This is a genomic window from Mesorhizobium sp. RCAM 06353 (genome assembly GCF_059683585.1).
In genome coordinates, this window is sequence record NZ_CM185031.1 from 6,786,747 (window position 1) to 6,811,889 (window position 25,143).

The 25,143-nt window shown below is 59.2% G+C and carries 27 protein-coding genes and 2 pseudogenes; 15 read left to right on the top strand and 14 right to left on the bottom strand.

Annotated elements, in window-relative coordinates; translation table 11 throughout:
* Positions 1-50 precede the first annotated feature (50 nt).
* The gene (locus tag AC56QX_RS32715; RefSeq protein WP_497112669.1) at positions 51-881 is read right to left on the bottom strand and encodes a 3-ketoacyl-ACP reductase; all 831 of its coding nucleotides are present in this window, start codon (positions 879-881) and stop codon (positions 51-53) included.
* On the bottom strand, positions 881-2,098 hold the full coding sequence (locus tag AC56QX_RS32720; protein ID WP_497112670.1) for a CaiB/BaiF CoA transferase family protein: 1,218 nt from the start codon (positions 2,096-2,098) through the stop codon (positions 881-883). Before AC56QX_RS32720 ends, AC56QX_RS32715 begins: the two co-directional genes overlap by 1 nt.
* Before the next feature lie 179 nt (positions 2,099-2,277).
* Between AC56QX_RS32720 and AC56QX_RS32725 the strand changes: the two genes are divergently transcribed.
* A complete protein-coding gene (locus AC56QX_RS32725; RefSeq protein WP_497112671.1) occupies positions 2,278-3,300 on the top strand; it encodes a LacI family DNA-binding transcriptional regulator in 1,023 nt (340 codons plus the stop codon).
* Positions 3,301-3,500: 200 nt separating this feature from the next.
* On the opposite strand, the gene AC56QX_RS32730 is transcribed toward AC56QX_RS32725, so the two are convergent.
* Together AC56QX_RS32730 and AC56QX_RS32735 are read right to left on the bottom strand one after the other, a co-directional pair.
* On the bottom strand, positions 3,501-3,731 hold the full coding sequence (locus AC56QX_RS32730; RefSeq protein WP_497112672.1) for a helix-turn-helix domain-containing protein: 231 nt from the start codon (positions 3,729-3,731) through the stop codon (positions 3,501-3,503).
* 10 nt (positions 3,732-3,741) lie between these two features.
* Positions 3,742-4,320 (bottom strand): DUF2975 domain-containing protein, encoded by a 579-nt coding sequence (locus AC56QX_RS32735; RefSeq protein ID WP_497112673.1) that lies wholly within the window; start codon positions 4,318-4,320, stop codon positions 3,742-3,744.
* Between the two features lie 105 nt (positions 4,321-4,425).
* Here AC56QX_RS32735 and AC56QX_RS32740 point away from each other — a divergent pair, with 105 nt between their 5' ends.
* Both AC56QX_RS32740 and AC56QX_RS32745 read left to right on the top strand, forming a co-directional pair.
* Positions 4,426-4,806, top strand: coding sequence for a chlorophyllide reductase (locus AC56QX_RS32740; RefSeq protein WP_497112674.1), 381 nt, complete (start codon positions 4,426-4,428; stop codon positions 4,804-4,806).
* Positions 4,803-5,984 (top strand): serine hydrolase domain-containing protein, encoded by a 1,182-nt coding sequence (locus AC56QX_RS32745; RefSeq protein ID WP_497112675.1) that lies wholly within the window; start codon positions 4,803-4,805, stop codon positions 5,982-5,984. Before AC56QX_RS32740 ends, AC56QX_RS32745 begins: the two co-directional genes overlap by 4 nt.
* A gap of 293 nt (positions 5,985-6,277) precedes the next feature.
* Here AC56QX_RS32745 and AC56QX_RS32750 read toward each other — a convergent pair whose 3' ends face one another.
* Complete coding sequence (locus AC56QX_RS32750) at positions 6,278-6,592, bottom strand: hypothetical protein (protein ID WP_497112676.1); 315 nt, start codon at positions 6,590-6,592, stop codon at positions 6,278-6,280.
* A 986-nt stretch (positions 6,593-7,578) separates the two neighbouring features.
* Here AC56QX_RS32750 and AC56QX_RS32755 point away from each other — a divergent pair.
* Positions 7,579-8,046, top strand: coding sequence for a Ros/MucR family transcriptional regulator (locus AC56QX_RS32755; RefSeq protein WP_497112677.1), 468 nt, complete (start codon positions 7,579-7,581; stop codon positions 8,044-8,046).
* Positions 8,047-8,139: 93 nt separating this feature from the next.
* On the opposite strand, the gene AC56QX_RS32760 is transcribed toward AC56QX_RS32755, so the two are convergent.
* Entirely contained in the window at positions 8,140-9,057 is a 918-nt protein-coding gene (locus tag AC56QX_RS32760) for a LysR family transcriptional regulator (protein WP_497112678.1), read from the bottom strand.
* Positions 9,058-9,329: 272 nt separating this feature from the next.
* Here AC56QX_RS32760 and AC56QX_RS32765 point away from each other — a divergent pair, with 272 nt between their 5' ends.
* From AC56QX_RS32765 to AC56QX_RS32780, 4 genes are all read left to right on the top strand, one after another.
* Positions 9,330-9,989 carry an ABC transporter permease gene (locus tag AC56QX_RS32765; RefSeq protein WP_497118017.1) on the top strand — a complete coding sequence of 220 codons (660 nt, stop codon included), beginning with the start codon at positions 9,330-9,332 and terminating at the stop codon, positions 9,987-9,989.
* A gap of 13 nt (positions 9,990-10,002) precedes the next feature.
* Positions 10,003-10,752: an ABC transporter permease gene (locus AC56QX_RS32770; protein WP_497112679.1), complete on the top strand. Its 750-nt coding sequence runs from the start codon at positions 10,003-10,005 to the stop codon at positions 10,750-10,752.
* A gap of 53 nt (positions 10,753-10,805) precedes the next feature.
* Positions 10,806-11,654 (top strand): transporter substrate-binding domain-containing protein, encoded by an 849-nt coding sequence (locus AC56QX_RS32775; RefSeq protein ID WP_497112680.1) that lies wholly within the window; start codon positions 10,806-10,808, stop codon positions 11,652-11,654.
* Positions 11,655-11,730: 76 nt separating this feature from the next.
* Positions 11,731-12,984, top strand: coding sequence for a CapA family protein (locus AC56QX_RS32780; protein WP_497112681.1), 1,254 nt, complete (start codon positions 11,731-11,733; stop codon positions 12,982-12,984).
* Between the two features lie 21 nt (positions 12,985-13,005).
* Here AC56QX_RS32780 and AC56QX_RS32785 read toward each other — a convergent pair whose 3' ends face one another.
* Together AC56QX_RS32785 and AC56QX_RS32790 are read right to left on the bottom strand one after the other, a co-directional pair.
* Positions 13,006-13,833, bottom strand: coding sequence for a PA3715 family protein (locus AC56QX_RS32785; protein ID WP_497112682.1), 828 nt, complete (start codon positions 13,831-13,833; stop codon positions 13,006-13,008).
* 182 nt (positions 13,834-14,015) lie between these two features.
* A complete protein-coding gene (locus tag AC56QX_RS32790) occupies positions 14,016-14,663 on the bottom strand; it encodes a helix-turn-helix domain-containing protein (RefSeq protein WP_497112684.1) in 648 nt (215 codons plus the stop codon).
* A gap of 24 nt (positions 14,664-14,687) precedes the next feature.
* Here AC56QX_RS32790 and AC56QX_RS32795 point away from each other — a divergent pair, with 24 nt between their 5' ends.
* Together AC56QX_RS32795 and AC56QX_RS32800 are read left to right on the top strand one after the other, a co-directional pair.
* On the top strand, positions 14,688-14,924 hold the full coding sequence (locus tag AC56QX_RS32795; RefSeq protein ID WP_497112685.1) for a helix-turn-helix domain-containing protein: 237 nt from the start codon (positions 14,688-14,690) through the stop codon (positions 14,922-14,924).
* A 289-nt stretch (positions 14,925-15,213) separates the two neighbouring features.
* Positions 15,214-15,411, top strand: a complete 198-nt coding sequence (locus AC56QX_RS32800) for a helix-turn-helix domain-containing protein (RefSeq protein ID WP_497112687.1) — start codon at positions 15,214-15,216, stop codon at positions 15,409-15,411.
* A 249-nt stretch (positions 15,412-15,660) separates the two neighbouring features.
* Here the strand turns inward: AC56QX_RS32800 and AC56QX_RS32805 are convergent.
* Positions 15,661-16,682: pseudogene (locus tag AC56QX_RS32805) on the bottom strand (IS110 family RNA-guided transposase).
* A gap of 434 nt (positions 16,683-17,116) precedes the next feature.
* Here AC56QX_RS32805 and AC56QX_RS32810 point away from each other — a divergent pair.
* Complete coding sequence (locus tag AC56QX_RS32810) at positions 17,117-17,317, top strand: DUF1059 domain-containing protein (RefSeq protein WP_497118019.1); 201 nt, start codon at positions 17,117-17,119, stop codon at positions 17,315-17,317.
* A 207-nt stretch (positions 17,318-17,524) separates the two neighbouring features.
* Here the strand turns inward: AC56QX_RS32810 and AC56QX_RS32815 are convergent, their stop codons facing one another.
* Positions 17,525-17,959, bottom strand: a complete 435-nt coding sequence (locus AC56QX_RS32815) for a response regulator (RefSeq protein WP_497112688.1) — start codon at positions 17,957-17,959, stop codon at positions 17,525-17,527.
* 474 nt (positions 17,960-18,433) lie between these two features.
* On the opposite strand from AC56QX_RS32815, the gene AC56QX_RS32820 reads away from it, so the two are divergent.
* The 4 genes from AC56QX_RS32820 (at position 18,434) to AC56QX_RS32835 (ending at position 20,627) form a co-directional block, all read left to right on the top strand.
* Positions 18,434-18,874 carry a Ros/MucR family transcriptional regulator gene (locus tag AC56QX_RS32820; RefSeq protein WP_497112690.1) on the top strand — a complete coding sequence of 147 codons (441 nt, stop codon included), beginning with the start codon at positions 18,434-18,436 and terminating at the stop codon, positions 18,872-18,874.
* Positions 18,875-18,897: 23 nt separating this feature from the next.
* The gene (locus AC56QX_RS32825; RefSeq protein ID WP_497112692.1) at positions 18,898-19,203 is read left to right on the top strand and encodes a response regulator; all 306 of its coding nucleotides are present in this window, start codon (positions 18,898-18,900) and stop codon (positions 19,201-19,203) included.
* Positions 19,204-19,718: 515 nt separating this feature from the next.
* Entirely contained in the window at positions 19,719-20,165 is a 447-nt protein-coding gene (locus AC56QX_RS32830) for a DUF6894 family protein (protein ID WP_497112693.1), read from the top strand.
* Between the two features lie 330 nt (positions 20,166-20,495).
* Positions 20,496-20,627, top strand: coding sequence for a hypothetical protein (locus AC56QX_RS32835; RefSeq protein ID WP_497112695.1), 132 nt, complete (start codon positions 20,496-20,498; stop codon positions 20,625-20,627).
* Between the two features lie 76 nt (positions 20,628-20,703).
* Here the strand turns inward: AC56QX_RS32835 and AC56QX_RS32840 are convergent.
* From AC56QX_RS32840 to AC56QX_RS32855, 4 genes and pseudogenes are all read right to left on the bottom strand, one after another.
* Positions 20,704-21,101: pseudogene (locus AC56QX_RS32840) on the bottom strand (IS1 family transposase); the annotation flags it as partial.
* 470 nt (positions 21,102-21,571) lie between these two features.
* Positions 21,572-21,742: a hypothetical protein gene (locus AC56QX_RS32845; protein ID WP_497112696.1), complete on the bottom strand. Its 171-nt coding sequence runs from the start codon at positions 21,740-21,742 to the stop codon at positions 21,572-21,574.
* Positions 21,743-22,324: 582 nt separating this feature from the next.
* A complete protein-coding gene (locus AC56QX_RS32850) occupies positions 22,325-23,455 on the bottom strand; it encodes a sugar ABC transporter substrate-binding protein (RefSeq protein ID WP_497112697.1) in 1,131 nt (376 codons plus the stop codon).
* 128 nt (positions 23,456-23,583) lie between these two features.
* Complete coding sequence (locus AC56QX_RS32855; protein ID WP_497112698.1) at positions 23,584-24,939, bottom strand: sensor histidine kinase; 1,356 nt, start codon at positions 24,937-24,939, stop codon at positions 23,584-23,586.
* Positions 24,940-25,143: the final 204 nt, after the last annotated feature.

Below are 25,143 nucleotides of genomic sequence, written 5' to 3' on the forward strand. Positions count from 1 at the left end.
ACGTCATCTCCAAACCGAGAAATCGTTTTCTCGACCCACTCAAAAAAAGCTCACAGACGGTGCACCTGCATGCCGCCGCCGATGTGGTAGATGTCACCGGTGCTGAATGGCATGCCACCGATGGCCAGTGTCGCCACGCCGCGGGCGATATCTTCGGGCTGGCCCCATCGCCTGATCGCCGAGAGCTGCCCGGCCTCGACCTGTGCCGAGTATTTCTCATAGACGTCGGCGGTCATGTCGGTCTGGATCAGGCCGGGGCGAATCTCGTGGACCCGGATGCCCGCATCCGCCAGACGAATGGCAAACTGCTGCGAGGCCATGGACAGTCCGGCCTTGGATATGCAGTACGGCCCCTTTTCCGGCGAGACGAGACCGGCATTCGCCGACGTGATCGTGACGACGCAGCGCTCGACCGGGGTCTGCGGCCGGGCAAGCATGGCGCGGGCCACCGCCTGGGTGAAGAAAAATGTGCCACGCAAATTGACGCCGATCAGACGATCAAAGCTCTCCTCGGTGACATCGAGAAGATCGCCGCGCACGGACACTTGCACACCGGCATTGTTGACGAGGCAGGTCAGCTCTCCCAGATCTGCTTCGATGCGGTGGACGAGTGCCGAATTGTCGGCCGTTTCGGAAATGTCCTTGTGGTAGAAAGCGGCATTTCGCCCATGCTTGCGCACGAGATCGACGGTCTCGCTTGCGTTTGCGTCATCGACGATGTCGACGACGGCAACGTCGAAACCGGCTTGCGCGAGTTCAAGACAGATCGCCCGGCCTATGCCGCGACGGCCGCCGGTCACGAGCGCAAGTCCGCGGTTGATGGAAGCTGCCTGCTCGGGCATAGCAATGCCGATTTCAGTTGGGGAAGTCTGGTCCAGCATCACGACGCCTTCCTTGCCACGGCATCATCCTTTTCCCGGGAAGCGACCACGGCCTTCGACGCCAGCAGGCGCTGGACCTCGCCATCGCCATAGCCAAGCTCGTCCAGGATCTCGCGCGTGTGCTCGCCGATCTCCAAGGCGAGGTATCTCAGCGCAGGCACCTCGCCGTCGTAGCGGTTGGGGTGATTGACCAGATGGATCGTGCGGCCACGCACGCTGACCTGCCGGAACACCTGCGCATGGCTGAGTTGCGGATCGGCCAGCAGATCGTCGTAATAGTTTACGGGCGCCCACCAGATGCCATGGCGATCAAAACGCTCGGCGAGTTCGGCCACCGCGAACCGCGCCGTCGCATGGGCCAGCCGGCGTGCATAATCGTCGCGTTCGACGTAGCGGTCGACATCAACCGCCTCGCGCAGACCGTCACTGTCGAGCGCTTCGGCCAGCACGGAAGAATCGCACAGAGACACCACCACGTGGCCATCCGTGGCAGGGTAGACGCCGTAGGGCGCGGCATGGAACCACGTCGCCAGATTCGCCTCGCGGTTGAGCACCTCGCGGGTCATGCCGCCGGCGAAGTAATTGACCAGCGCCTCGCCCTGCAGGTCGATCGCCGAGTTGATCAGGCTTGCCTCGACGCGCGTACCTTTGCCGTCGCGCAGGCGGCGCACCAGCGCACCCAGAATGCCCATTGCAAGCAATGCACCGCCATGCTGGTCGACGATTGCAGCCCCCACCGGCGTGGGGCCGCGCTGCGGGGTTCCGGTAACGCTCATCAGGCCGGAGCGCGCCTGGGCGAGAAGATCCTGGCCGGGCTTCAGTGCCATCGGGCCTGTCGCGCCAAAGCCGCTCGCCGAGGCGAAAATCAGATTGGGATTGATGTCCCGGAGCGCTTCATCGTCAAAGCCGAGCTTGGCGAATACGCCGGGCCGGAAATTCTCCATCACCACGTCGGCGCCGGCGATGAGGCGGCGGGCGACCTGCTTGCCTTCGGCGCTCTTGAGGTCGATGCCGATGGAGCGCTTGTTGCGGTTGGCGCAGAGATAAAAGCCGCTGACACCTTCGACATAGACGTCCGCGCCCGACCAACGGCGCTCATGGGCGCCGTCAATCGGCTCGACCTTGATGACATCCGCGCCCATGTCCGCGAGGTATTGAGCCCCTGCGGGCCCCTGCAGAAAATGGCAGAAGCTGACGACTTTTATGCCGTTGAGCATCTCTCTCCCCTTGGTCTCGCGCTATGGGCTGCGCGTTTTGTGAAATCGTTTTCTTAAGTTTTCTGGAGGCTGTCAAGCCCTGAAATTGGCCTTTCGTGAAAGAAAGATGATTGTGGCGTTGAGAAAAGAAGTGTGTCATCTAGAAAACGGTTTCTCGAAACCGGCGGATTCGAGGCTCGATGGATACCGAGGATGGTGGTGCAAAACTGATCGACGTGGCGCGGCTGGCGAACTGTTCGCCAGCCACCGTCTCGCGCGTCCTCAACGGCAATCCCACCGTCAACGACACCGTGCGGGAGCGCGTGGTCCGGGCAGCGCGCGATCTCGGCTATGTGCCGAATGGCTCTGCCAGGGCCCTAAGGTCGACCCGGACAAGGCTGGTCGGCGCCATCATCCCGACATTGGACCACGCCATCTATGCCACGATGGTTGACGGGCTCCAGGCGCGGCTTGCCGAAAAGAACGTCTCCCTCATCATCAACACCTCGACCTACGACATCGACCTCGAATACGAGCAAGCCCGCCTGCTGGTCGAACGAGGCGCTGAATCCATTGTCCTCGTTGGCTCGACGCACCGACCCGAAACGCTGGCCATGCTCGAGCAGAAGCGCATCGGCTATGTCTACACTTACACGTCGAGGGCCACCGAAGCTGGCGCGGCCGTGGGCTTCGACAACGAGAAGGCGGGGCGCACCGCGGCGCGCTACCTGCTCGATCTCGGCCACACCAGGCTCGGCATGATCGCCGGTATCACCCAGGACAATGATCGCGCCGCCGGGCGCCGCGACGGCTTCCTGAACGAGCTCGAACGTTCGGGCATTGATCTCGCCTCGGTGCCTGTTGTGGAGGGCGCCTACAGGCTGGACGACGGCAAGACCGGGATGAAACGCGTGATGGAGGACAGGAGGCGACCAACCGCCGTTTTTTGCGGCAGCGATATCCTCGCCGCCGGCGCAATCAAATACTGTCACGGAGCAGGCATCGCGGTGCCGGGAGAGGTTTCGATCGTTGGGTTCGACAATCTGGAGATTGCGGAACTGACCTCACCCGAACTGACGACGCTGGAGGTGCCTGCGCGCGACATGGGGCGCATTGCTGCCGAATACATCCTCGCCTCGCCGTCGCAACGACTTCACCTGAGGCAACGCGAACTGGCAATCAGGCTGGTTGTGCGAGAGAGCACGGCCGTCAATCGGCTCTGAGGCGATCCAGGGCGTTTATCGCCGGCCCGGCAAGGGTCTGGCCTCCTCCTCGCTTTATGGGTCGTTCGAAGCTGGACGCAGTCTGCTCATCCGCCATCAGCCGTCTCCTTGCGAGGAACAACCAGACAATTCGATCGCAAGAAGGCAGTGCCATAGTTGGATATCTATGCATTCAGAGCACCTCAAGAGATATCATTGTTCTACTCGATATCAACTTCCGTCGATGGACCCTCCTCATATATAAGAAGATCGCCCGGCTGACAGTTTAGAAACTCACAAATTCGCTCGATTGTCTCGAACCGCACGCCTTTCACCTTCCCTTGCTTGAGAAGAGATAGATTGGCTTCGGTGATCCCGACAAATTCAGCCAGGTCTTTGGACTTCACATTACGTTCAGCGAGCATCACGCCCAAGCGCACCCGGATCGGCATGCAGTGTCCTTCAGACGAACTGTTTGTTTTCGTCGACGATGTCCAGCGCCTCGGTCATCACCCAAGCCATGACCGCGACCATTCCTGCGAAAATCAGGGCAATGGGCGTATCGGATCCGATATTCAGCGCGAGGGTCCTCGCTCCCGCCGAATTAAAACTCAGTAGGACGGAGAGCGCTGCACCGGCGAACGGCTTCAAGAGGGCTGAAGCCGCCACGGCGATTGAAAACGCCTTGAGCCGTCTGATCGGTTCGCTGCAGAAGATTTGACCCGCGGCGAAGGCGTCGAAGCAACGACGGGCGCTCAGGAGTCCGTAGATCAAAGTCCCGAGCGGAACCATGGAAATTCCGAACGCCAGTGCCCGAGCAGAAAAATCGATCTCCATCGCTGGAACATCTGGGATTCCAGCCTGGCCGAACAGAGTGCGTGCCGGCGTAATGGCCCAATAGAAAAACATTGTCACCGCGAGCAGCCCGGATGTGAGGAGGCAGATCGTCGCCATCATTAGGCTTAGGCGTCGAATGCGATCCATACGCCTTTCGCGCGCTCGCTCGACCGTCATGTGGATCATCGTTTGCGATTGAACCATGGCTGGGCTGTTCCTCACTCGGTTAAGCCAAACTACACAAAAATTATTGTTTGACAATAATTTCTTTTCATTAGACAGTTTCATAGTCAACACGGAGTCCCTCACATGTCTCATCGCCCGGCCAAACTGGCTATCACCCTTATCATCTTCGCCGCTGCCCTTCCGGCTGCATCCCCATCAATGGCCACGCCATCCACCTCCCGTGGCCAGATTTCGGTCGCTCAGGTGATGCGGATGCTGGACAAGGCTCCTTCCGACCGGGCGGCGCAGCAAGTTCTCACCGCCTACCTTGCCGGCGTCGGCGAGGCCGCCAGCGCAGTTGCCAGCATGGGCAGCGCGAGCTGCCGGACATCGTTGAGCCTGAATGCCGCGAACGCCGGTCAGGCGCTCAAGGCCGCTGCAGCAGGTCAAGATAGGGCAGAAACCCCCGCAACACCCTTGATCGTCAGGGACATGCTCAATCGTGGGGGATGCAAGCGCCAATGAGCCTTTCCATCGATCTGACCACGTTTCCCGGCCGCCGTTTCTATCGAATCGAAGCCGCGCGCCTGTTGCGCCGATTGATCCATGCCGTTTTCGGACTGGCGAGCCTCGCCGCGATCGGCATACCCGCCCATGCGGCGGATTACCGACCAGTCCACTGTGCTGCCCGTGCCCCCTACGTCGGCTCGCCGCTGCATGCCCCCTTCGGCGTCACAACGACCGCCCCTGTTCCAATTAGAATGCTGCCGGCGGAGACCAGTCACCGCCTCGACAGCGCCTACAAGCGTGCTCAGAAATTTACCGCCGCATCGGCGATTACGGCAGCGGTTGCCATACCCGGAAAGGGACTATGGCAAGAGACGACTGCTCCGGCTGACGCGCCACTGCTGTTCTGGGCTAGCGCCGGAAAGACCTTCACGGCGGTTGTAGTCCTACAACTCGCCCAGGAGGGGAAGTTGTCGCTTGACGACCCCGTTTCACGGTGGGCTCGGGGCGTCCCCAACGGCGATGTCGCGACCGTCCGTGACTTGCTTGCCCACACCAGCGGCCTCTTTAGCGCGAATGAGGATAGTAGAGCGCATGCCGATCCAACGCGCAGGCATGGTGCCATGTTCTGCCCAGGGGAGATTTGGCGGTATTCGAACACCGGTTATGACGTGCTCGGCGAGATTGTCCGCAAGGTCGATCACCGTTCGATCGATGCAGCGATCACCGCGCGGATCATCACGCCGCTTGGGCTCACCTCGATGCGCGCGCTTGCTCCAGGTGGAGGCGCCGTGGGCGTCGCCCCGCTGGTGACAGCCATTGAAAAGCCAATAGACCCAAGCTGGGCCGGGGCTGCGGGTCCCATCGTCAGCAACGCCGCCGACATGACCCGCTTTTGGGCGGCCTTGCTCGGCGGACGCCTTTTACCAGAGCATGCGCTGCGCGAGATGACCGAGACGCTCTACCCCATGTTCGATCCAGGTACTTACTACGGACTCGGCGTCATGGTCTTCGACGTGACCGATGATGCCCGCTCCATCCTTTGGATTGGGCACGCCGGCGGAACGCCCGGCGCCAATGCGATCGTCGCCTTTTCGGCTGCTGAAAACGCAATAGTCGCGGTTGCTCTCACTGGTGATAGTTCGGCTGTCCCTACTGCCAAGATGCTCTTGAAGGCTCTCACGTCGCCCAGGTGAAGCGCTCCCTAGCTGCGTTGCTCGCGCGCTATCGCCCAATCGGGCCGGGTACGGGTAAGCCTAGTCCCCGGCTTGGCTCTGGAACCGGACCCTACGCGCCCAGGGCGGGGATATGATGCGGAGCCGCCGAAACCGGAGACGCTTGGAGGATTGGTTCCCTGAAGGCCCGAACGTGACGGGGGAACGGCTGGCGCCGGCTTCCGCATGAACTTTCGGCCAGCAGCGGGACGCAGCAATGCCTGCTGCCGAATGACATCCCTCAGTTAAAGGCGATCCAGGGCTTATATCGCCAGTCATTGTCGGGCAAAGGCCGCCACGGGGTTGGGATCCAGGCGAACAAAATCGCAGTGTACTTGAAGGCTTTCGGTCGGATTTTGATGAATCTGGAACCCGTAAATGCTCAGGGCACCGCGCACATGCTCGAGTAGCAGGCGGTATCTTTTCACGCGCCGTGCCTGCCACCGAAGCGGAGTAAACACGCTGACGGGCAAGAACGACAGCCTTCGGCCATCCACCTCGATTGAGATGTCAATGTGGGTGCCATCCAGGTCATGACCATTGGCCCCGAAGATCTCGTCGATTTCATTGTGGCGGTTGGGAAACAACAATCTGAACAGCTTCCTTCCAGCGCAACGGCTAAGAGTTCGATGAAGGCTGAGATGCGAACCGCATGGTTCGTGGCCGCGCGTTAGGATCAGTCGAACGTTTGGTGGCAGCCTCAGATGGACGAGCTGTAGGCTGGCAAAAGCAGCCTCGTCGACTATGACCCTGGTTGATGGCCATCGAGGCGCAACCTTTACCCCCGCATGAACTCCAGAAGTCAAAACAAGGGGCATTGATTTTCTCTTGCCGCTGGAGTTGTGCGACCTGAAAATTGTCGTGAGGTCCGACCGGCGCCTTCGTTACCGCAACAGCTTATGCGGGTAAAGGAGCCGTGGCGATAGCAACAGGCGCCTGTTGCTCATCGTTAGCAGAGCCCCTCGCAAGGAACCCCGTCTTTGTCGCGGCCGAGTTTGCCGCCCCAAGAACAGTTCTCGAGATACCGGCGTGCCTCATCGCACGAGCCGATTTGAGAGCAATACCGCCGCGGTTCGCATGCATAGCCACTTTGTGCGACCAAAGGACGTTTGATGGTTCCAAAGGACTTCGATGCGGGAGCGCTTTCGCTATGTTGTGTGCGCCACTCCAAGGCGCCTGGAAGGCTCCTACCCAGGTGCCGACCTTCCCTGTCTCCGCCTTCGCCTGCTGCGCCGAATATGCGCTGCGGCTGTAGCGAGGCCAATCCATCGCCTGAGCGCAGAGATAGACTCGATGTTGGACGACATAAATCGACATGGCGGCATGCCTTATCCAGCGTCGTCATCGAATAGGGCCTTAAAAACAAGACCTCCTTGGGGAACTGCGTTGAAAAACCTCCTTAGATGATTTTGACCTCCCAGCGGCGTTCATACCGTACCGTCATCTGACGCCAAGCTGCGTTGCCGCCGTTTCGGCGGCACCGCGCACTCTTGTGAAACCGATGCACTTTCTATAGCGAGGCTACTGACGTAGGTCGGGGTCACGGCAACTGAAGAGCAGATGAAAGGTTGGCCACATGCCTGAAGATATTAGCAACTCCGACGCGGAGTTGCTGGAGATGACCACGGACATCGTGTCCGCCTATGTCAGCAACAATCCTGTTCCAGTCACGGAACTAGCGCGCGTGATTGCCGACACCTATGACGCGATCAGGAAACTCCGCGGAGCAGCTCCGCCCAAGGCCGAAGAGAAGCCCACACCCGCTGTTCCGATCAAGAAATCGGTGACGCCCGATTTCATCATCTGCCTGGAAGACGGCAAGAAGTTCAAATCGCTCAAACGGCACATAGGGACTCACTACGATCTGTCACCGGATGCGTACCGTGCGAAATGGGGCCTGCCCTCCGACTATCCGATGGTCGCACCCAACTATGCAGCGGCGCGATCGACACTGGCGAAGGCGAGCGGCCTGGGACGCAAGGCCGTAGCGCCTGAGCCCGCAGCGCCGGCGAAGCGCCGCAAGATCGGCATCAAGACGACCTGACATCGAGGCTATTGTGCTCGAACGGCCCGCGTCCGTTGCAGGAGGCGCGGGCACTGGTGGGCAGCGGCGGCCGAGGACACGCTCCCTCGGAGATCAGCCCCTCACAGACGGCATATTTGAAAACGCAGCGATGATCGCCTCGAGCGATACATTCAATGCGTTGGAAAAGGTCCTGCCCTTCTGCCAAATCGCAACGTAGTGATAGAGCGCGGAAGGTTCCACTGGCTTTATTCCCAACTGGAACGCCGCGTATTCACGCGCAATGATCTCGTTGGTTATCGAAATGCCGAGGCCAGCGGAAACGTATCCGGCTTCGTGACCGTTGCAATCGAATTCCACCAGTATGTCCGGCTCGACGCCGGCGAAGCGCAAGGCATTGAAGTTCATCTGGTGGGCGGCGAACTGGGGATCGATATCGACAATCGTTTCGCCTGCCAGGTCTTGAGCCTCGACACAGGTCTGCTTTGCAAAGCGGTGGTCGCGATGAAAGATGCACACATTGCGCGCCGACCCAAGCGGCGCCCACTCAAACAGGCCTGGGTCGAGCGGCAATCTCGAGATTCCGAGATCCGCGCGTCCAGCCAGGATGTGCTCGCCGATCTGGTCATAGCTTCCCGAAAGTGACCGGACGTTCGAAGCGGTCTTTGAGTGGATAATCGCGACGACCTTGGGCAAGGTCACGAAACCGAAGACAGAGGGGGCGGCAATTGCAATCCTCTGCTTTTCCTCATTCTTCATCGCGAAGATCGACGCTTCCAGCCGATCCAGGGACGTCAGGGCGAGTTCCACGTTCCGCAGGAGCTCCCAGGCTTCCTGCAGGGGGACGATGCGGTTGGCTGATCTCTTGAAGAGTGTGATGCCGAGCGTGGTCTCGAGTTGCTTGACATGTTGACTGACGGCCGGCTGGCTTATCCCGAGTGCTGCCGCTGCTCGCCTTGTCGAACCGGCCCGCAAAACTTCCCGGAAGACCTTCAGCTGACGGAGCTTCAGGTCGCTCTGCAGCAACTCCATTGCCTGCGCTCCTTTCCCTGATAACGCCACCAGGGCAGCGGATAACGCCAACCCCCGGGAGCAACGAACCGCCTCAGTATATAACGGCGCTTTATAGATAAAATAATAAAAATTATAGATTGAGTGTGTAATTTCAGGCGTTAGAGTTAGGAAATATCTCCAATTAACTCCAAATTACAAATATAACAATTCGCAACCTTGGGTTATACGGCTTGGTCTGAGTGACAAAGGCCGCCGTATATTGCGATTTTGCGAGTGGAGGAATGCGCCCCATGGGTGGTTTTGCTACTCAGTTTGTTGTCGCCCTCACCGTGACCATAGGCCTTGCCCTTGTCAGCGGCTGCCTGGGTACGGCATTTGGATTGTTCCTGGCGATTTCGAAGGGCACGGCACAACCGCGCCTCAACAGTGTCGTGACGGCCTACACGACGGTGGTCCGGGGTGTGCCAGAACTTCTCATTATCCTGCTCATCTACTTCGGCGGAACGACCCTCGCCAGCAAGATCGCCGGCCGGTACGTGGAGGTGAACGCATTCACCGCAGGGGTTATCGCGCTGTCGGTCGTCTTCAGCGGCTATGCGACCGAGGTGTTTCGTGGCGCGATTGCGGGAGTGCCAACGGGTCAGACGGAAGCGGCAAAGTCGCTTGGGCTGAATGCCTGGCAGCGCTGGGTGTTCGTCATCGGACCGCAGATGCTGCGGCTGGCGCTGCCTGCCTATGGCAATCTCTGGATTTCGCTCTTCAAGGACACCGCGCTGGTTTCGATCGTCGGCCTGACCGACATCATGCGCGTTGCGTATGTGGGGGCCGGATCCTTGCGCGCACCGTTGACCTTCTACCTTGCGGCCTCCGCTCTCTATCTCTCGCTGACCACCGTCACGCTGCTGTCGGTCCGGCTGGCCGAGCGGCGCTATCCGGCACTCGGCCGGTAGGAGGGCGCGACCCATGAACCTCGGCTTGATGTTCGACGCAGTGGTTGTCCTGCCTTCGGGCGTTGGTCTCACATTGACCCTGACGGTCTTGTCGCTGACGGCCGGATTTCTGCTGTCCGTGCCGCTGGCCTTCGTCCGCGCGTTCGGACGTCCCGGCCTCTCGCTCGCGGTCTTGGCATACACCTATGTCATACGCGGCACGCCGATGCTCGTTCAGCTCTTCCTGCTCTACTACGGCCTCGGTCAGATCGAGGCGGTGCGAGCCAGCATCTTCTGGGTCGTCCTGCGGGATCCCTTTTGGTGCGCCCTCCTGACATTTTCGCTAAACAGCGCGGCACACACCACCGAGATCCTGTGCCGCGGTCTCCAGTCCGTGCCCAAGGGTGTCACCGAGGCGGCCGCGTCTCTCGGCTTGAAACGCTTCCAGATCGCTCGCCTGGTCACCTTCCCGATCGCCTTCAGGATTTCGCTTCCGGCCTACGGCAACGAGATCGTCGGGATGATCAAGGGTTCGTCCCTGGCCAGCACCGTGACGCTGCTCGAGATCACCGGCATGGCGAGGCAGATGGTGTCGACCACTTTCGCTCCTTACGAGATCTTCATCGTCGCCGGAGCGATTTACCTGTCGCTCACCTCGATCGCCGTGAAAGCGATCCAGTTGCTGGAACGGCGACTGTCGACCGACGGCAGTCGTGTGCATCGACGCAAAGCCCGACTGCGGCCGCCCTTGCCTGGCCCCGAGATCACGACGCCCCTGCCCTGACCCGCTGAATTTTTCGGCAGCCCTTTCCATCCAAACCAACGAAGAGGTGCATCATGCGCATACCCCTGGCTATTGCTGTTTCTATCGCATTCTTGATGTCGGCATTCCCGGCCAGCGCCGACAACGAGCGCGTCATTTCGATCGCCTCCGAAGGCGCCTCGCCACCCTGGGACAGCACCGACGCGAACGGTCAACTCTACGGCTACGATATCGATGTCGGACAGGAGCTGTGCCGTCGCATCGAGATCAAATGCACCTTCGTCCCGCAGGATTGGGACGGGATCATCCCGGCACTGCTTGTCGGCAAGTTCGACGTGATCATGTCTGGCATGGCGATCACGGAAAAACGCAAGCAGAAGATCGCGTTCTCCGTTCCCTACGCCGCCGGCTTCAACCAGTTCGTCGTGCGCAAGGACCTGGGTCTCGACGCCGGCGACATCAAGGAGAAGGTCAACCTATCGACGATCGGGGACAAGGAGAAGGCGACCAGTGAACGCCTCAGGTCGACACTCGCCGGCAAGGCGATCGGGGCCCTGCGCTCGTCGAATTCGGAAGCCGTCGTGAAGGAAATCCTGGGCGATGTCGTGACCATCCGCAGCTACGACAGCCTGGACAACATGAAGCTCGACCTTGCCGCGGGTCGCATCGATGGCGGTCTCGCCGACTATTTCACCTGGCGGGATTTTCTGGAGACGCCTTCCGGCTCAGATGTGGTGTTTTTCGGCCCTGAACTGAAGGGCGGCCTCTGGGGGCCGGGCGTCGGCGCCGGCATGCGCAAGGACGATACCGAGCTGCTCACCAAGTTCAACGCGGCCATCGACGCGGCCATCAAGGATGGGACGATCAAGGCGCTGAGCCTGAAATGGTTCAAGAGCGATATCTCACCGGCCGTCTCGCAATAGGCCCGGCACCCGACTTCGACATTGACGTGGCGCTGGCCGGAACGCCAGCGCCCTCCCCTCCTTCAAGGCGAGCTCCATGAAAGACCAGTTCTGCGCGGTCGTTACCGGCCAATCCCTGATCACGCACGACGTCCGTGACGTCAAAGACGAACGCTTCATCGCGGTTACGGACTTCCTGCGCCAGGGCGACGTCGTCTTCACCAACTTCGAATCGACGATCCTCGGCCAGCACGGCGGGTGGCCGACCAAGGGCAAGTACTTCGGCTATTCCAGGGCTGAAGTGCTCGACGCATTGCAGGCCATCGGTTTCAACGCGCTTGCGCTGGCAAATAACCACGCCTTCGATCTCGGCGCTGGCGGCATCCTCTCGACGCTGGAGGAGGTGGAAGCGCGCGGCTTCCTCCATGCCGGCATCGGGGCCAACGAGACGGAAGCGAGGAAACCGGGCCGCCGCCGGCTGGGCGCGCGCGAGGTCGCGCTTCTTGCGATGGATGCGGGCCCCGGCCCGACCAACATGTATGCCGAAGACCGCACGGCCTTCCGGCCGGCTCGGCCCGGCGTCAATCGTCTGAACACCGGTCGCAAGATGGGGGTGCCGGACGGACATTTCCGCAGACTGGCGAAGCTTGGCGCCCATTTGCGAAGCTCCCCCTTTGAGCTGACCAATTATGCGCAACCGGAGGACCCGGTGGAGGTAGCGGCCGGCAAGGAGATCAATTTCTACGGCACCGTGTTCACGCAAGCCGCCGATTTCAGCCGGCAGATCGAGGTCGACCAGCAAAGTGCGGCCATCCATTTATCCGCTATCCGGCACGCGGCAGCACAAGGCGATTTCGTCATCGCCTATCTGCACCACCATCATTGGGAACCAGGCTGGCAGGACGTGCCGCGCTGGGTGCAGACCTTTGCCCGGATGTGCATCGACGCCGGCGCCAACCTCTTCGTCAGCCATGGCGCGCCGGTGCTTCAGGCCGTGGAAATCCACAATGGCGCGCCGATCTTCTACGGCCTCGGAAACTTCCTCTTCCACGTCCACCCAGACGAAACCGAATGGGATCCACCGGAAGTCTGGCAGAGCATCGTCGCCGCGTGCCGCTATGATGCGGGCGGAAACCTCGCAGGCATTGATCTCTTGCCCGTAGCGATCGGCGGGGACCCTCAGTCCCTCGGATCAGCAACGGACAGACTGGTGCCCGTTGCCGTGACGGGAAGCGTGGCGCGAGACATCCTTGAGGGATTCGCGACCCGCTCGCGGGCGTTCGGCGTCGAAATCGAACTTTCCTCGACCTGCGGCCGCATCACTGCGCCCCTTCCCCGAAAATTCGGCTGATGAGCCCGGTGCCAGCACCGGTCAATTCGCCAGGGCCTTGAGCGTCTCGGGAACCGGATACCGGCTGCCATCGTAGCGCAGCCGGTAGGTTTTGCTTTCGGACTTTCCCGGATGCGATTGGCATTCGCCGTTGGCGTCAAGCGCGGGGTTGTCCGTATCGACCTGCTCGACGGCGGTGATATCACTATAGCCATGGTGGCTTGTCGACCCCATCGACAAGCTGACCTCGCTGGAATGAAAGGAGCCCGCGCAATTGGCGTCGCCCTCTCCGCCGGATCCCGAGACGACGAGGCCGTCGAGCACGACGCGCAGCATGCCCGACACAAGCGCATAAAGCCTGAGGTCGGTTTCGCTGAAGGGATTTGGCTGTGACTGGTTTGCCACGGCGATGCGCAAGCCGAAGGCGGTGACATCTGGCGATAGCCTGTAGCGGGCGGTATCGAATTCGATCTTGCGGATGGCGATGGCATCGTCGTTCAACAGCCCGGGCTGCAGCAGCCGCTGGCGCACGCGCAAATCCTTCCGGCTGACGACCAGGATTTCGATATCGCCAAAATGCCCGTCATCGGTGGGCTGCGCACTGTCGATCAGAGGCACGGCGACCAGAAGCAGATCATCATGGGCGGGCCATGCCTTGCAGGTCAGGCCAAAAGGCGAGTCATCCGCAATCGCGCCAACCGAGATCCTGGTGTGTGGTTCGAGCGTGAACGAGGCGCCGTCAGCGCTTCTTGTGGAGGCAGGATAGGCCTGCCGCAAAAGAGTGTCGACATCGCCGCACTCGTCAGCCCGCGCCGCCGACATGCTGGCGGCGAGGCCAGCCGCAAGCAGGAAAGCGCTGGACAGTCGCATGGGGTATTTCGTCTCTGGGCGGGTTTGATCTGGCCTTCAATGCTCATAGCTGCGTTTGGACCATTCGGCGAGTGATGCGTCTCGTGATCATCAAACCAACAGACAAAACGTATCCACCGACTTCGGGGCGGAACGCATTCCGCGATTGCCACGAACGGCGCAGAGACACGCGCAACAAGTCGTCAAGCGATCTTGCGTTCGGCCGGCCCCGCTTCGCCCGCCGTCTTGCTGTTTGCATCTGATGATGCCAGCTCTTCCCCCAATGCGGCGATCAGCGCCGAGACGCGGCCGCGCACGCGCGGCGGCAGGATCATCAACCCTTCGATAAAACGCCGGCCTTCCGCGCTGGCGATGAAATCCAGGCGCTCATCGACCGGCAGCGGCCGCGCCTCGACGCCCGTCTGGTCGTTTCCCGGCAGGCCTGCGAAGAAGCGGCTGACAGGAACGCCGAGCGAATTTGCGATCTCGTAAAGCATCGACGCGCTCACACGATTGCGCGCGTTCTCGTATTTCTGGAGCTGCTGGAAACTGATGCCGATGGATCGGGCAAGCTGGGCTTGCGATACGTCGGATTGGACGCGAACGGTCGCAATCTGCCTGCCGACATGCTGATCGGCGGGATGAGGGTCACTGTCTATCTTTGGCTTCGGCCCCGCCCGAAGGAGGACGGAGCGTTGCGGTTTCAACAAGGCCTTTCGATGCTCCTCTATCAGCCGGACAGAGAGTCTGTCTCCTACGCTCCGGGCTCTTCGCACCGACGTTATCTCCAGATCGAATCGCCATTTAATATACCTTATAGGGTGCAAAATGACCCTATAGGTGGCAAACAATATCGCCCTGCCGATTGTGGACTCATGGTCAGTCCACGACAGATTCGAGCCGCACGGGCTTTGCTTGGTTGGTCGCAGCAGGAGCTTGCGGACAAGGCAATTGTGTCGCTGAATGCGCTGGCCCGATTGGAAAACGGCAAGGTCGATTCCCGGGTCAGCACTTTGCAGGCCATCGAGGCGGCTCTCACAAAAGCAGGTGTCGAATTCTTGTCCGCTGGTCAAAAGGGCGAGGGTGTACGTCTCTTAGATCCTTTGGTTTGAATGTCCCGTTGGCTGAGAGACAGGTTCTCGCAATTGCAATTGCACAAGTACCCTCCTGCGGGTGACGACAGGCAAAGTCGTGGTATTGTCGGAATCAGCCATGATCCGAGCTCGCTGAAGCTTCGTTGTGGTCAGCCCGGGCAGATGCCGCACCATCCGTCCGTCAACTTGATTGCAAATTGTCCAACGTCAGTCATTTACGCTGACATTCGCTCCAAAGTCAACCAAAAAGACTGATTTTACATTAATGAGCCAAATCTCCGTGGAGCAATGCCGAGGCGCCAGAGCAATGCTCGGCTGGAGCCAAGCCGAACTGGCAGAAGCCGCAAGTGTTTCGCGCGCTACGGTTGTGGATTTCGAACGGGGATCGCGCACACCACATCGCAACAACCTCGTTGCCATTCGTGAAGCACTCGAAGCTGCCGGCATAGAATTTATCCCGGAGAACGGCGGCGGTGCTGGCGTGCGCTTTGGCAAACAACCCTAGCGGCATCGAACACGCAGTTTCGATCGGTCGTCGAAATCTGAGATTGAGTTCCGGCCGCTTTGGGCCAGGTGCGTATTGCGACATTGAACGACCAAAAAGGGGCCGTGTATGGACGGCTCTCCGTTGGCAAGGGATTTGTGAGCTTTTGCCCCAATGGGTTTTCCTGATCCGGCGGTTTCAACCGGCTTTGTGCATTAGCTCCTGTCCGCCCTTTCCAACCTCGTTGGCGATCCCGCGCCTTGTTTCGTTCTATGCGATGACCGGCTCCCTGTAGCGCTCGCCGCCGGTCATCAATGCCCAGACCATGCGGGCTGTCTTGTTAGCCAGCGCAACCGCCGCGACCTTGGTTGTTCGCCGCGCCATCAGTTGCACCAGCCATGGCCGCCTGGTCCCGTTCCGTTCGGCATAGCGGATGACCGCCATGGCGCCGACCACGAGCAACTGTCGCAGGTAGCGATTGCCGGCCTTGGAGATGCTGCCGAGCTTCTCCTTGCCGCCGCTAGAGTTCTGCTTCGGCACGAGCCCGATCCAAGCCGAGAGGCATCGCCCCGACTTGAACGCGTGCGGATCGGCGACGGTCGCAACGAACGCACTCGCCAGCAGCGGGCCAACGCCCGGAATCTCCATCAACCTGCGACCCAGTTCGGTCTCTCGCGCACTCGCACGGACCCGGCGATCGTTTTCGAGGATCTGTTCCTTCACGACACGAAGCTGTGCTCCAGTATCCTCAGGCAAAGCCGTGCGTCGGCCGGTATCCTGGCATCGTTCTCGTCGTTGATGACCACGAGAAGTTGCTCAATTCCATTACGCCCGATCGGCGCCACGACCCCTAACTCGGATAGGTGCGCCCGCAACGCGTTCGATATCTGTGTCCGCTGGCGGTTGAGCATCAATCGAACCCGGTGCAGCATCATCACACTCTGCTGCTCGGGCGACTTCACCGGCACGAAGCGCATCGTCGGTCTTGTCACGGCCTCGCAGATCGCCTCTGCATCTGCAGCATCATTCTTCTGCCGCTTCAGATAAGGCTTCACATACTGTGCCGGCAGCAGCCGCACATCATGGCCACGTGCAGTCAGTTCTCTCGCCCAATAATGCGACGAACTGCAGGCTTCGATTCCGACCAGGCAACGCGGCAGACTCTCAAAGAACGGCAGCACACGCCCACGCGTCAGCTTCCTGCGAACTGCAACCTCACCAGCCGCATCCACGCCGTGGACTTGAAACACGGACTTCGCAATATCCAGACCGATTGTCGTAACGTTGCTCATCATAGCGCTCCTCCAACTCTAATCCCGCGATCATACCGCAGGAAGGGAGGAGAGCCGTCCACCGCATCAACAGCGGACTAGCAGCTTTACGAGCGAGCTTAGCGGAGAGCCGTCAGTCTGCGACATATAGCACTAGGCGCAGGGCCCGATCTCGATTTTGCTAGTCGCTGCCGTACGCGCCTGAAAGCTGCAAATTTTGGCTATTCCGAACTGGTCGCCGGCGCGGTTTGGTTACGCGCTGATGTTGATTGTCGGCACGAAACCTTTCTGACGGCGTTCGGTTCCGTGCAGATTAGCTTTCCCTTAGGTAAGAACGGACAGGGCCTTTTAGGTGAACAGTGGGTGCGGAACCCTCGGGACATAGTCTCGGTAACCGCGTTCTGGCTATCAGCAACAAGTCCGGAACTTAACAGCGGAGATTGGCCGTGAAGACGATGACGTGCAAAGAACTCGGCGGTAAGTGCGATCAGAAACTTTCTGCGGATACATGGGACGAAATGGTCAAGAAAATGACCAAGCACGTCATGGACAAGCACCCGGACGTGGCCAAGAAGATGGAAGAAATGCACAACAAGGATCCGGAGAAGTGGGGCAAAGAGATGAAGCCTAAGTGGGACGCGGCGCCTAAATCTTGAGAGGTTTATTCAGACCCAGGGGGGAGGCCGCGCCGCGTATAGATGCGCGTGCCAGCTTCATTGATGATCATCTGCGACCGGTAGCCGTCAAACTTGACTTCGTGAATCCACCCGTCGCCTTCGGGAGGCTTCTCCACCAGTGTCGGCATCAACGGCTCGACGAACTTCAACCCCATACACGCAAACCCACACACCCCAGAACGCGACTCAATTAGCTTGCGCTGAAATGGTTCCGCTTTCCTTGCGACTAGGCGTCACGATGGATTTAACCGCTTCGACCAACTCATCCGGTGTGGCCGGTTTTCCGACCAACGAACCATGTCTGAAAATCTCGTGCTGGGTAGGGGTGTGAGTGCCTGTGTGGACCACGAAAGGGATCGATCTCGACACCAACTTCGCTGCAACGTCCACGCACTCGCCGTCGCTCAAGTGCACATCTAACACAACAGCATCAGGGCTCAGCATTTCGATAAGGTTTTCGGCGTCAGCACATGAGCTGGTGACAGCGACGTTGAACCCAGCCTCACTGAGGATGGACTCGACATCCATCGCTATCAGCATCTCGTCCTCTAGAACGAGTATCGTCGGATTTTCGGGCATGGCCAACACCCCAACAATCGAGAAGTTAGACAAGGCGGCCATTAGCATAGCTCGACGCGGGTGGATATGAAACATGCTATTCACGAACCAACCACCTTGCTAGCTGGGGCGCTTCGACGGCTTAATTCGCATGAGTTCGGGTAGAGTGGACACCTGCAAACGCAGTTCCTTAAAACGGGCAGTCTTCGCCTCGCGCGCCTGTCGTTCCGCGTCAAAACCAATCTGCTTTCGCGGTCCGCTCTTTCAATCTTTTCGCGGTCAACACGTCGCCTCATGACAGCCTCCTTGGCCTGACGGCGACAAGAAGATTCAACCGGTCAAAAAGTTCCGAGGCGTTGCAAAAGGCCGAATAGAATCCCCAATTTTGACTGCATGAGATGGACGCTCAATCCAAGCGGAGATTCACAATGAGTCCCAGATGGGCTAAAGGCTGACCCGATTTAGCAGGTCCTAATATATTGCGTCGTTGCCGACTGCGGTAGATAACAGCACCGACTAGGCCAAGGAGAATCATAAATGATCGATGATGCCAATGACCGCGCAGCAGACTTGGCTGAACTAACCGCTGAGGTAGTGTCGGCATTTGTGAGCAACAATGCGATGCCGGTTTCAGGCCTGCCAGATCTGATAGCCTCGGTTCATCGCTCATTGTCTGGGATCAACGACCCACTGGCGCCGGTGATCGAGCCACAGACCCCTGCTGTTAATCCGAAGAAGTCCGTTTTCCCGGACTATATCATCAGCCTCGAAGACGGCCGCAAACTCAAGTCGATGAAACGGCATTTGGGCTTGCTTGGCATGACGCCGGATCAATACCGCGCCAAATGGGGTTTGCCACACGACTACCCAATGGTCGCGCCTAGCTATTCCGTTCAGAGATCAGCCATGGCTAAGGCCACCGGTCTTGGTCGCAAAGCTGCTCCAGGTAAGAAGGCGCCGGCCAAACGGAAAGCGTGACCTAGCGGGCACCGGGGAACATAATGAGCCAAAATGTTGTGCTGCTCGTCGAAGACGAGCATCTTATTCTCCTGGACGTTCAGACCGGCCTTGAGGACGCGGGCTTCGAAGTGGTGGGCGCGTCGAATGCAGCCGAAGCAATAGCCGCCTTCGACGCGGAACCCGACAAGTTCAGATGCCTTGTGACAGATATCCGCCTAGGGGCTGGCCAATCCGGCTGGGATGTAGCCAGGCATTTGCGGCAAGCCAACTCAACCATGCCTGTGATTTACGTCAGCGGCGATAGCGCTATCCATTGGGTGCTGAAGGCGTGCCAAACAGCGTCATGATCCAAAAGCCGTTTGTGCTCGCCCAGGTCATTACTGCTCTCTCAATCCTGCTGAACGAGCAACCCCCAATCAATCAAAACGATGCCACGGCCGGGTAGCGCTTATAGGCGAACTACTTTGTCGAGGTGCAAGCGTATCCGCTGACCTTCCGCGAAGGCCAGAGCGTAGGATTCCAGCTCGAATGAGCGGGTAAGCTCTTGGCCCGTCCTCTAACACACGGACGAACCACTCTCCGCAGGCTTCGACCACTTCGACGCAAGGGTGGGCGCTGCCATTCGGTGCCACGCTATCCATCGCAATTTTCCTCGTAGGCACTGGGAACGGGCATTATGCGACCTTTGAATTGGTCCTCACAATTAAGAAAGATAACGATGACCGGCTTCGGCCGTTTTGTACGAAATCGACAATTGTGCGGAACCTTCAGGGTTTCCGAAGATTGCTAGATATCGTCAGGAAACAAACGGCGACTGACGCCAGAGAGTATGCGACTCCCGCCACCCGCACGGAGTGACGCAATGGCACGCTACTTCTTTGATATTCATGATGGTACCGAGCTAACCAAAGACGAAGATGGGGTAGTCTGTGGGTCGCTGTCGGATTTAAGCTTCCAAGCGGTCGACGTGTTACCCGAAATCGTACGGGAGGCACTACCCGGCGGCCCCCCTAGGACCTTCTATGTCAAGGTGCGCGACGATACGGGTAGATACGTGTTTCGGGCCACATTGACCTTCGCCTCAGCATGGATTGTTGAAACTATTGACGGTGAACATCAGCCCGGTGGTGACCGATGGGCGACAACGCTTTCCCGCGCCAAGATGCAGGTTGCTGCGCTCCGCAAAGAGTTCGCCGAAGACGGCTACTCACAACGCCTGGAGGCACTTGACAGTTTGTTTTCCGTCGCCCAATCGGAGGTCAATCGACTGCTGGCCACGCGAGCGCCACAACGGAGTTTGCACGGGTAGTGGCGAGCCCGTCGCTAGCTGCAGGATAGCGCCCATGACAGGACGTCAGTCTTAGTTAAGCGAACTCTAATATGAGGGTACCGTGCGAGCGCGGGGGCTTTCCGCCAAACTAACCCGAGCGCTGGCCATTTTTCCTGCGACGGGGCCCGCTTCAGCTAGCCTCGCTCCCCAGCTGATCCCTTTACCCACTCGGTTTTTACAGGACATATCCAGCTCAAAAATTCCATTATCTGGTGGTAGTCCTTTGACAGGTAGCGCTTTAGAATTGGCTCATGGTGGCCACACTGTCGCGCTCAAGAGGTGCTGAGACAGAAAATGTGAGGCGACGCCATGAAAGAAAAGACCCAACGCGAAAAATTCGAGGAAGCGTCGCGTAGTTTTAAAATCGACCAAACCGACGCCGTATTCGAAGCCGCGGTGGAGAAGACCGCCAAGGCCCAGAAGATGACCCAGGACAGATAAAGGAATTTGCGCGGCGCCAACGGGAAGAGAACAAGCCCTAAGCCATTCCCCTAAGTCATCCGGTATTTTGAGTGCAGTGCGCCAGATCGGGCGAGCCTTCAATCCGCTTCTTAGTAGGGCCAGTGCACACGGCGGGGCTGTAGCGGCGTTCCTGTGGCATTGCCTTGCCTTCTGGCTCCCCGTACTGCTTCACAAGGCATGGCGTACGATGTCGGCGCCAAAGGCTTCCTCGACCGCGTTGAGATAGGCGCGATGGCCATCCGTCGCAAGCTGGACGCGATTGGCAAGACGATCCTTCACGTCGTCCATGAAGGCCAGCGCATACTCGCCATCGCGACCGCCAACCAGCCAGGAAATGATAAGTTTGCTGTCGCTATCGAGCGCGGTCCATGTCCATGTGTCGCCAGCGACTTCGACGGCATTTTTCATCGCCGCGACGTTCTTTTGCTTCGTTGCCGTAAAGCTCCAGATTTCGAGCCTCGCCAGCGCACGCTCTTGCGGGCCGCCCATCGGGCGCTAGACACCGCGGGGCGAGATAGGGGCGGTACCCTCCATTGCCTTGCCGAGGATCGGCCCGCGCTCTCTCCGCCAGAGGTGCGCGGGCTTTCACGCCATTGAGGACGGGGATGGGCGATAAGCTGGCCACAACCTAAATCGTGAGCGTTTTCGATAGGCGTGAGCAGGGACATGCAGACATGAGGTGTAGCAAAGTCGGAGCACGCTGCGACGATCCTCGGCGCCAGGAGGCTGCCAGCGTCGAAACCACCGCTTAATATGAGGGACCGCTTTATACGGCTAAATATCCCGCCCGGAATGGGACCACGGGCGGGCCAGAGTCTGTCCGAGGTGGACGCCAGCGCGGCAGTCCTGGCGCATACTGGGGGTGAACCAATGGAGAGCCAACGTGCATTACCTCTTTGGTGCACGGCGAATCCAAAAGCGATTCAGCGGTTGTCCGCACTGTCCAGCGCGTGAAGTAACAAGGACACGACCGAGGGCGTGCTGTAATCAACCTCAAGCTTCAATATCCTCCGCAAAGCAATTCGATTTTGCTCCGTGAGGATCAGCTGGTGTAGAGACTTTTCCACGGCTCTCTGCTCATCTTTGTTAATCATCGTAGTCTCCGCGTAGATTTAACCCGATAGGACAGTGATGGTTCCGGCCTTGGAATATTTGGTAGAAATTTCTGAACGCCTGATCGGATAACTCGGGCAATCCGCTGCACGATGACTTTGCGGTCCTCGTTGGGTATTTCGCCGGGCGAGATTTCCATTTTCATGGCGCGGCTGCCTGGCTGAGTTCGCTGGGTTCGCCTGCCAAGCCGCAAGGATCTTGGTCGTGGTCTCTCGCTTCGCCTAACAGCCAATCCGGGTAGGAAGGGCGAGAACGTGGCCGTAAAAGTGGCCATGGTGGGTGCATTCATCATCTTGGCGATGCTGTTCCTGAAAATGATGGGCCTAGTGTGAGGAGGTCCGCTCAGGGTCAATGCCGGACATAAGGCCGCCCAAGCCGGAAGGTCTGCTTTCAGAAGGGACGAGTCTGATCTCAACGGCTGCGTTGAGGCGCAAAGCTGGTCTTCGCAACGCGGGGCGGCCTTGATTCACCGCAAACGCGTTTCGACGTTGGGCTTCATGTCGAAATTGATGCTTGGACACGGCTCAAGAACGATGGACATTGAGAAACACCGCACGATGCGGCTACTTCTGCTCAGACGACCAAGGGAAATTTATATATCGGTCGCGGCTGTCATAGCAGATGTTTCCATACATCTTCAGGTACGCATCCCGGCGCGTCGCATCGGCATACGCCGAGGCTGGGTCCAGCAAATCGGCCTCGTATTGCGCGAGGTTGGCACTTGTCAGGGCTATAGGAAGGATGTCCATAGCCTGCGGGATGCTTTTGCCCTCGAGCCAGTCGGCCGCAAACTGCCCCATGGCATATCCGAAGACGGGCGAGGACAACGAGATGCTCGCCTTGTAGGGGCTGTTCCCTTTCCTGATTTCAACGATAGCTTCCGGCTCCCCATCAATTCCGCCGAGAAATTGGTCAGGTCGGTCTTTGCCTGCCGCGCGCAACGCTTCCAGTGCGCCCAGCACGACCGCATCCGCGCCGAGCACGACGTCGACATCCGGGTTGGCCAGCAGGATGGTTTTCATGGTGGTGGCGCCGCCCTCCTTCGTAACTGGCTTGGGGGCGATGTCGGCTACGATCGTCACGCCAGGCATCGCATTCAGGCCATCACGCATTGCCGCGAACCGGGGCGCCAGAAACTCCATCGTATCCTGGGTCAGCAGAACGACCTTGGCTTTTCCGCCCAGTTTGGTGTTGATATGGTCGATCGCTGCATCGGTCAGCACCTTGCCGGTCCGATATTGCGGAGCATTGAGCAGCAATGTTGCCGGTGGAGGCACAATCGTGCCGACAAACGCTCCCGACCAGATCGCCTGCTGAAGAGCCGGACTGAAAGCCACTGGATCCGAAGAGGTGGCAACCATGGCACCAACCTTCGCGGCGACGAAAGACTGCACCTGCGCTATCGCTTTGCCCACATCGTTTTCCGCCAAAACTCTTCGATACTCCAAGCCGCGATTCTTTGCTGCCGTGGACAGACCATGGTCGACCCCTTGCAGGAAGTCGCGGTCGTTCTCCTGCACGTAGGCAAGCACCCTCGTCAGATCAGCCGGCGCGTTGCAGGAGGGTGCGTTCGGATTGAAGCTGGGAAATACCGTCCGCTGCGTGATTCCAGGAGTGCCCTGCTGGGCTCTGGCGAAAGTACTCCCCCTATTGTCGCGATCGAAAGCAAAGCTATCGCTGACCAGGTCGGCCATCGATCGGCAATATTCTTCAGATCAAACACGTTTGCCCCCTCGACATCCACCGCTGGCGGTGACGATTGTCATGTCAATGCTCGTGGTCCTGTCGCAGTCAGTGTTCCACCTTGTGATAGCGCGGTCTACTAGGCCGCGATGACGCGCCGTGGCTTTGTCGAAAACACCAGGTGAGCGGCGGTGCCAGGCTGGAGATTTCGATAGTCGATCTTGGCGCCCAGACTGATGCACATTGCATTGATGATCCTGCTCCCGACACCGGTCCCTTTGGCAGGCGCGCCATCCGCCTTTCCAACACCGTCGTCTTCGACCACCAACTCCGCCTGCTCGCCTGCCAGCTTGCTGAGCCGGACCCGGATTTCTCCAACACCATCCGGATAGGCATACTTGAAAGCGTTGGTGACCAGTTCAGTGACCACAACGCCGAGGTTGATGCTGGTGTCCGTTTCGAGGTCGATCGGCTCGACGTTGTAAGACAGGCTAACGCCGTGAACCTGGCTGCGCATCGATGTACTCAGGTGGTCGAGCAACCCAGTCAGATATGCGTCCAGGTCGACCGAGCGAACGTCGGACGAGCCGTAGAGCCGCCTGTGCACGAGCGAGATCGCAAAGATACGATCCTGGGTTTCGGCGAGCGCATCTTTGGAGGCGCGATCTCCGACAGCCTTCGACTGCAGATTCACCAGAGACGAGACGAGAGCCAGGCTGTTGGCGACCCTGTGATTGACCTCTGACAAGAGCACTTCGGCCCGATCGCGCGCCTTCGCCAGGTCTTCGGTCCGGGTGGCGACACGTTGTTCCAGCTCGCTGTTGAGCGCATTGACCTCGTCGCGTGTATCGCGAAGTTCTCTGGTGTAGCGCGCGGCACCATAGGCGGCTCCGCCAACCACGGCGACGATGACAAGCCCGCCGATTGCCGAAACGAGTCGCAGCCACCCGCTGTTGGCGCGTTGTTCGGCGACACCGGAGGTCAGTCGGTCATCCGCTCGTCCAATGATGCCCGAAAAGAACACGTTGGCTTCGTCAGTCAAAGCCTTGCCCCTGTTCGTGCGGAATATCGCCAGTATCTCGGCGTCGCGCCGATCTCGTTTGAGAGCGATCGTCTGGTCCATCTCATCGAACTTAGTGGTGATGATTGCGGACAGCCGTTCAAGTGTCGTCTCGAAATTGGCATAGGATGTCAGCAATGTCTGCAACACCTGCAGATGGCGCTGTGACTGTGCCTTTGCGGTTTGATAAGGACCCAGATATATCTCGTTCCCGGTGATGACAAAGCCGCGCTCACTCGCCTCGGCCGTCTGCATTGCATTTCTCAACTCGACGGCCGCGATACGCGTATCGCGCGCCTCGATCGCATTATCGAAATAGGATTGAGCGCGCTGCCCCAGCCAGAAATTGGTAGCGACAATGGCCATAAGCGCCGCAAACCCTATCAGCAGGGAGGCGAACGTGAGGCGGACAATCTTGCGGTTGGAAAATTGCATCCGGGCATTCCTGCCCGATTTCAAGGGCGCGCGCCATCATGTAGCGATAGCTAATTTGACTTCATTTCATCAGACATCGCCGCGCGCATGATCGTAGGCGCAAATTGCAGCCGCGAAAGTTTGGCAAGCGATGAACTGGGCGTGTGAGTGATCCGAGAAAACGTCCACGTTGACAACGTGTTTCGCTACCGCGCCTTTGATTTG

Coding starts and splice junctions, on each gene's coding strand:
- AC56QX_RS32715 (WP_497112669.1), bottom strand. CDS start 881: ATGCTGGACCAGACTTCCCCAACTGAAATCGGCATTGCTATGCCCGAG.
- AC56QX_RS32720 (WP_497112670.1), bottom strand. CDS start 2,098: ATGCTCAACGGCATAAAAGTCGTCAGCTTCTGCCATTTTCTGCAGGGG.
- AC56QX_RS32725 (WP_497112671.1), top strand. CDS start 2,278: ATGGATACCGAGGATGGTGGTGCAAAACTGATCGACGTGGCGCGGCTG.
- AC56QX_RS32730 (WP_497112672.1), bottom strand. CDS start 3,731: ATGCCGATCCGGGTGCGCTTGGGCGTGATGCTCGCTGAACGTAATGTG.
- AC56QX_RS32735 (WP_497112673.1), bottom strand. CDS start 4,320: ATGGTTCAATCGCAAACGATGATCCACATGACGGTCGAGCGAGCGCGC.
- AC56QX_RS32740 (WP_497112674.1), top strand. CDS start 4,426: ATGTCTCATCGCCCGGCCAAACTGGCTATCACCCTTATCATCTTCGCC.
- AC56QX_RS32745 (WP_497112675.1), top strand. CDS start 4,803: ATGAGCCTTTCCATCGATCTGACCACGTTTCCCGGCCGCCGTTTCTAT.
- AC56QX_RS32755 (WP_497112677.1), top strand. CDS start 7,579: ATGCCTGAAGATATTAGCAACTCCGACGCGGAGTTGCTGGAGATGACC.
- AC56QX_RS32760 (WP_497112678.1), bottom strand. CDS start 9,057: ATGGAGTTGCTGCAGAGCGACCTGAAGCTCCGTCAGCTGAAGGTCTTC.
- AC56QX_RS32765 (WP_497118017.1), top strand. CDS start 9,330: ATGGGTGGTTTTGCTACTCAGTTTGTTGTCGCCCTCACCGTGACCATA.
- AC56QX_RS32770 (WP_497112679.1), top strand. CDS start 10,003: ATGAACCTCGGCTTGATGTTCGACGCAGTGGTTGTCCTGCCTTCGGGC.
- AC56QX_RS32775 (WP_497112680.1), top strand. CDS start 10,806: ATGCGCATACCCCTGGCTATTGCTGTTTCTATCGCATTCTTGATGTCG.
- AC56QX_RS32780 (WP_497112681.1), top strand. CDS start 11,731: ATGAAAGACCAGTTCTGCGCGGTCGTTACCGGCCAATCCCTGATCACG.
- AC56QX_RS32785 (WP_497112682.1), bottom strand. CDS start 13,833: ATGCGACTGTCCAGCGCTTTCCTGCTTGCGGCTGGCCTCGCCGCCAGC.
- AC56QX_RS32795 (WP_497112685.1), top strand. CDS start 14,688: ATGGTCAGTCCACGACAGATTCGAGCCGCACGGGCTTTGCTTGGTTGG.
- AC56QX_RS32800 (WP_497112687.1), top strand. CDS start 15,214: ATGCTCGGCTGGAGCCAAGCCGAACTGGCAGAAGCCGCAAGTGTTTCG.
- AC56QX_RS32810 (WP_497118019.1), top strand. CDS start 17,117: ATGACGTGCAAAGAACTCGGCGGTAAGTGCGATCAGAAACTTTCTGCG.
- AC56QX_RS32815 (WP_497112688.1), bottom strand. CDS start 17,959: ATGGCCGCCTTGTCTAACTTCTCGATTGTTGGGGTGTTGGCCATGCCC.
- AC56QX_RS32820 (WP_497112690.1), top strand. CDS start 18,434: ATGATCGATGATGCCAATGACCGCGCAGCAGACTTGGCTGAACTAACC.
- AC56QX_RS32825 (WP_497112692.1), top strand. CDS start 18,898: ATGAGCCAAAATGTTGTGCTGCTCGTCGAAGACGAGCATCTTATTCTC.
- AC56QX_RS32830 (WP_497112693.1), top strand. CDS start 19,719: ATGGCACGCTACTTCTTTGATATTCATGATGGTACCGAGCTAACCAAA.
- AC56QX_RS32835 (WP_497112695.1), top strand. CDS start 20,496: ATGAAAGAAAAGACCCAACGCGAAAAATTCGAGGAAGCGTCGCGTAGT.
- AC56QX_RS32845 (WP_497112696.1), bottom strand. CDS start 21,742: ATGATTAACAAAGATGAGCAGAGAGCCGTGGAAAAGTCTCTACACCAG.
- AC56QX_RS32850 (WP_497112697.1), bottom strand. CDS start 23,455: ATGGCCGACCTGGTCAGCGATAGCTTTGCTTTCGATCGCGACAATAGG.
- AC56QX_RS32855 (WP_497112698.1), bottom strand. CDS start 24,939: ATGCAATTTTCCAACCGCAAGATTGTCCGCCTCACGTTCGCCTCCCTG.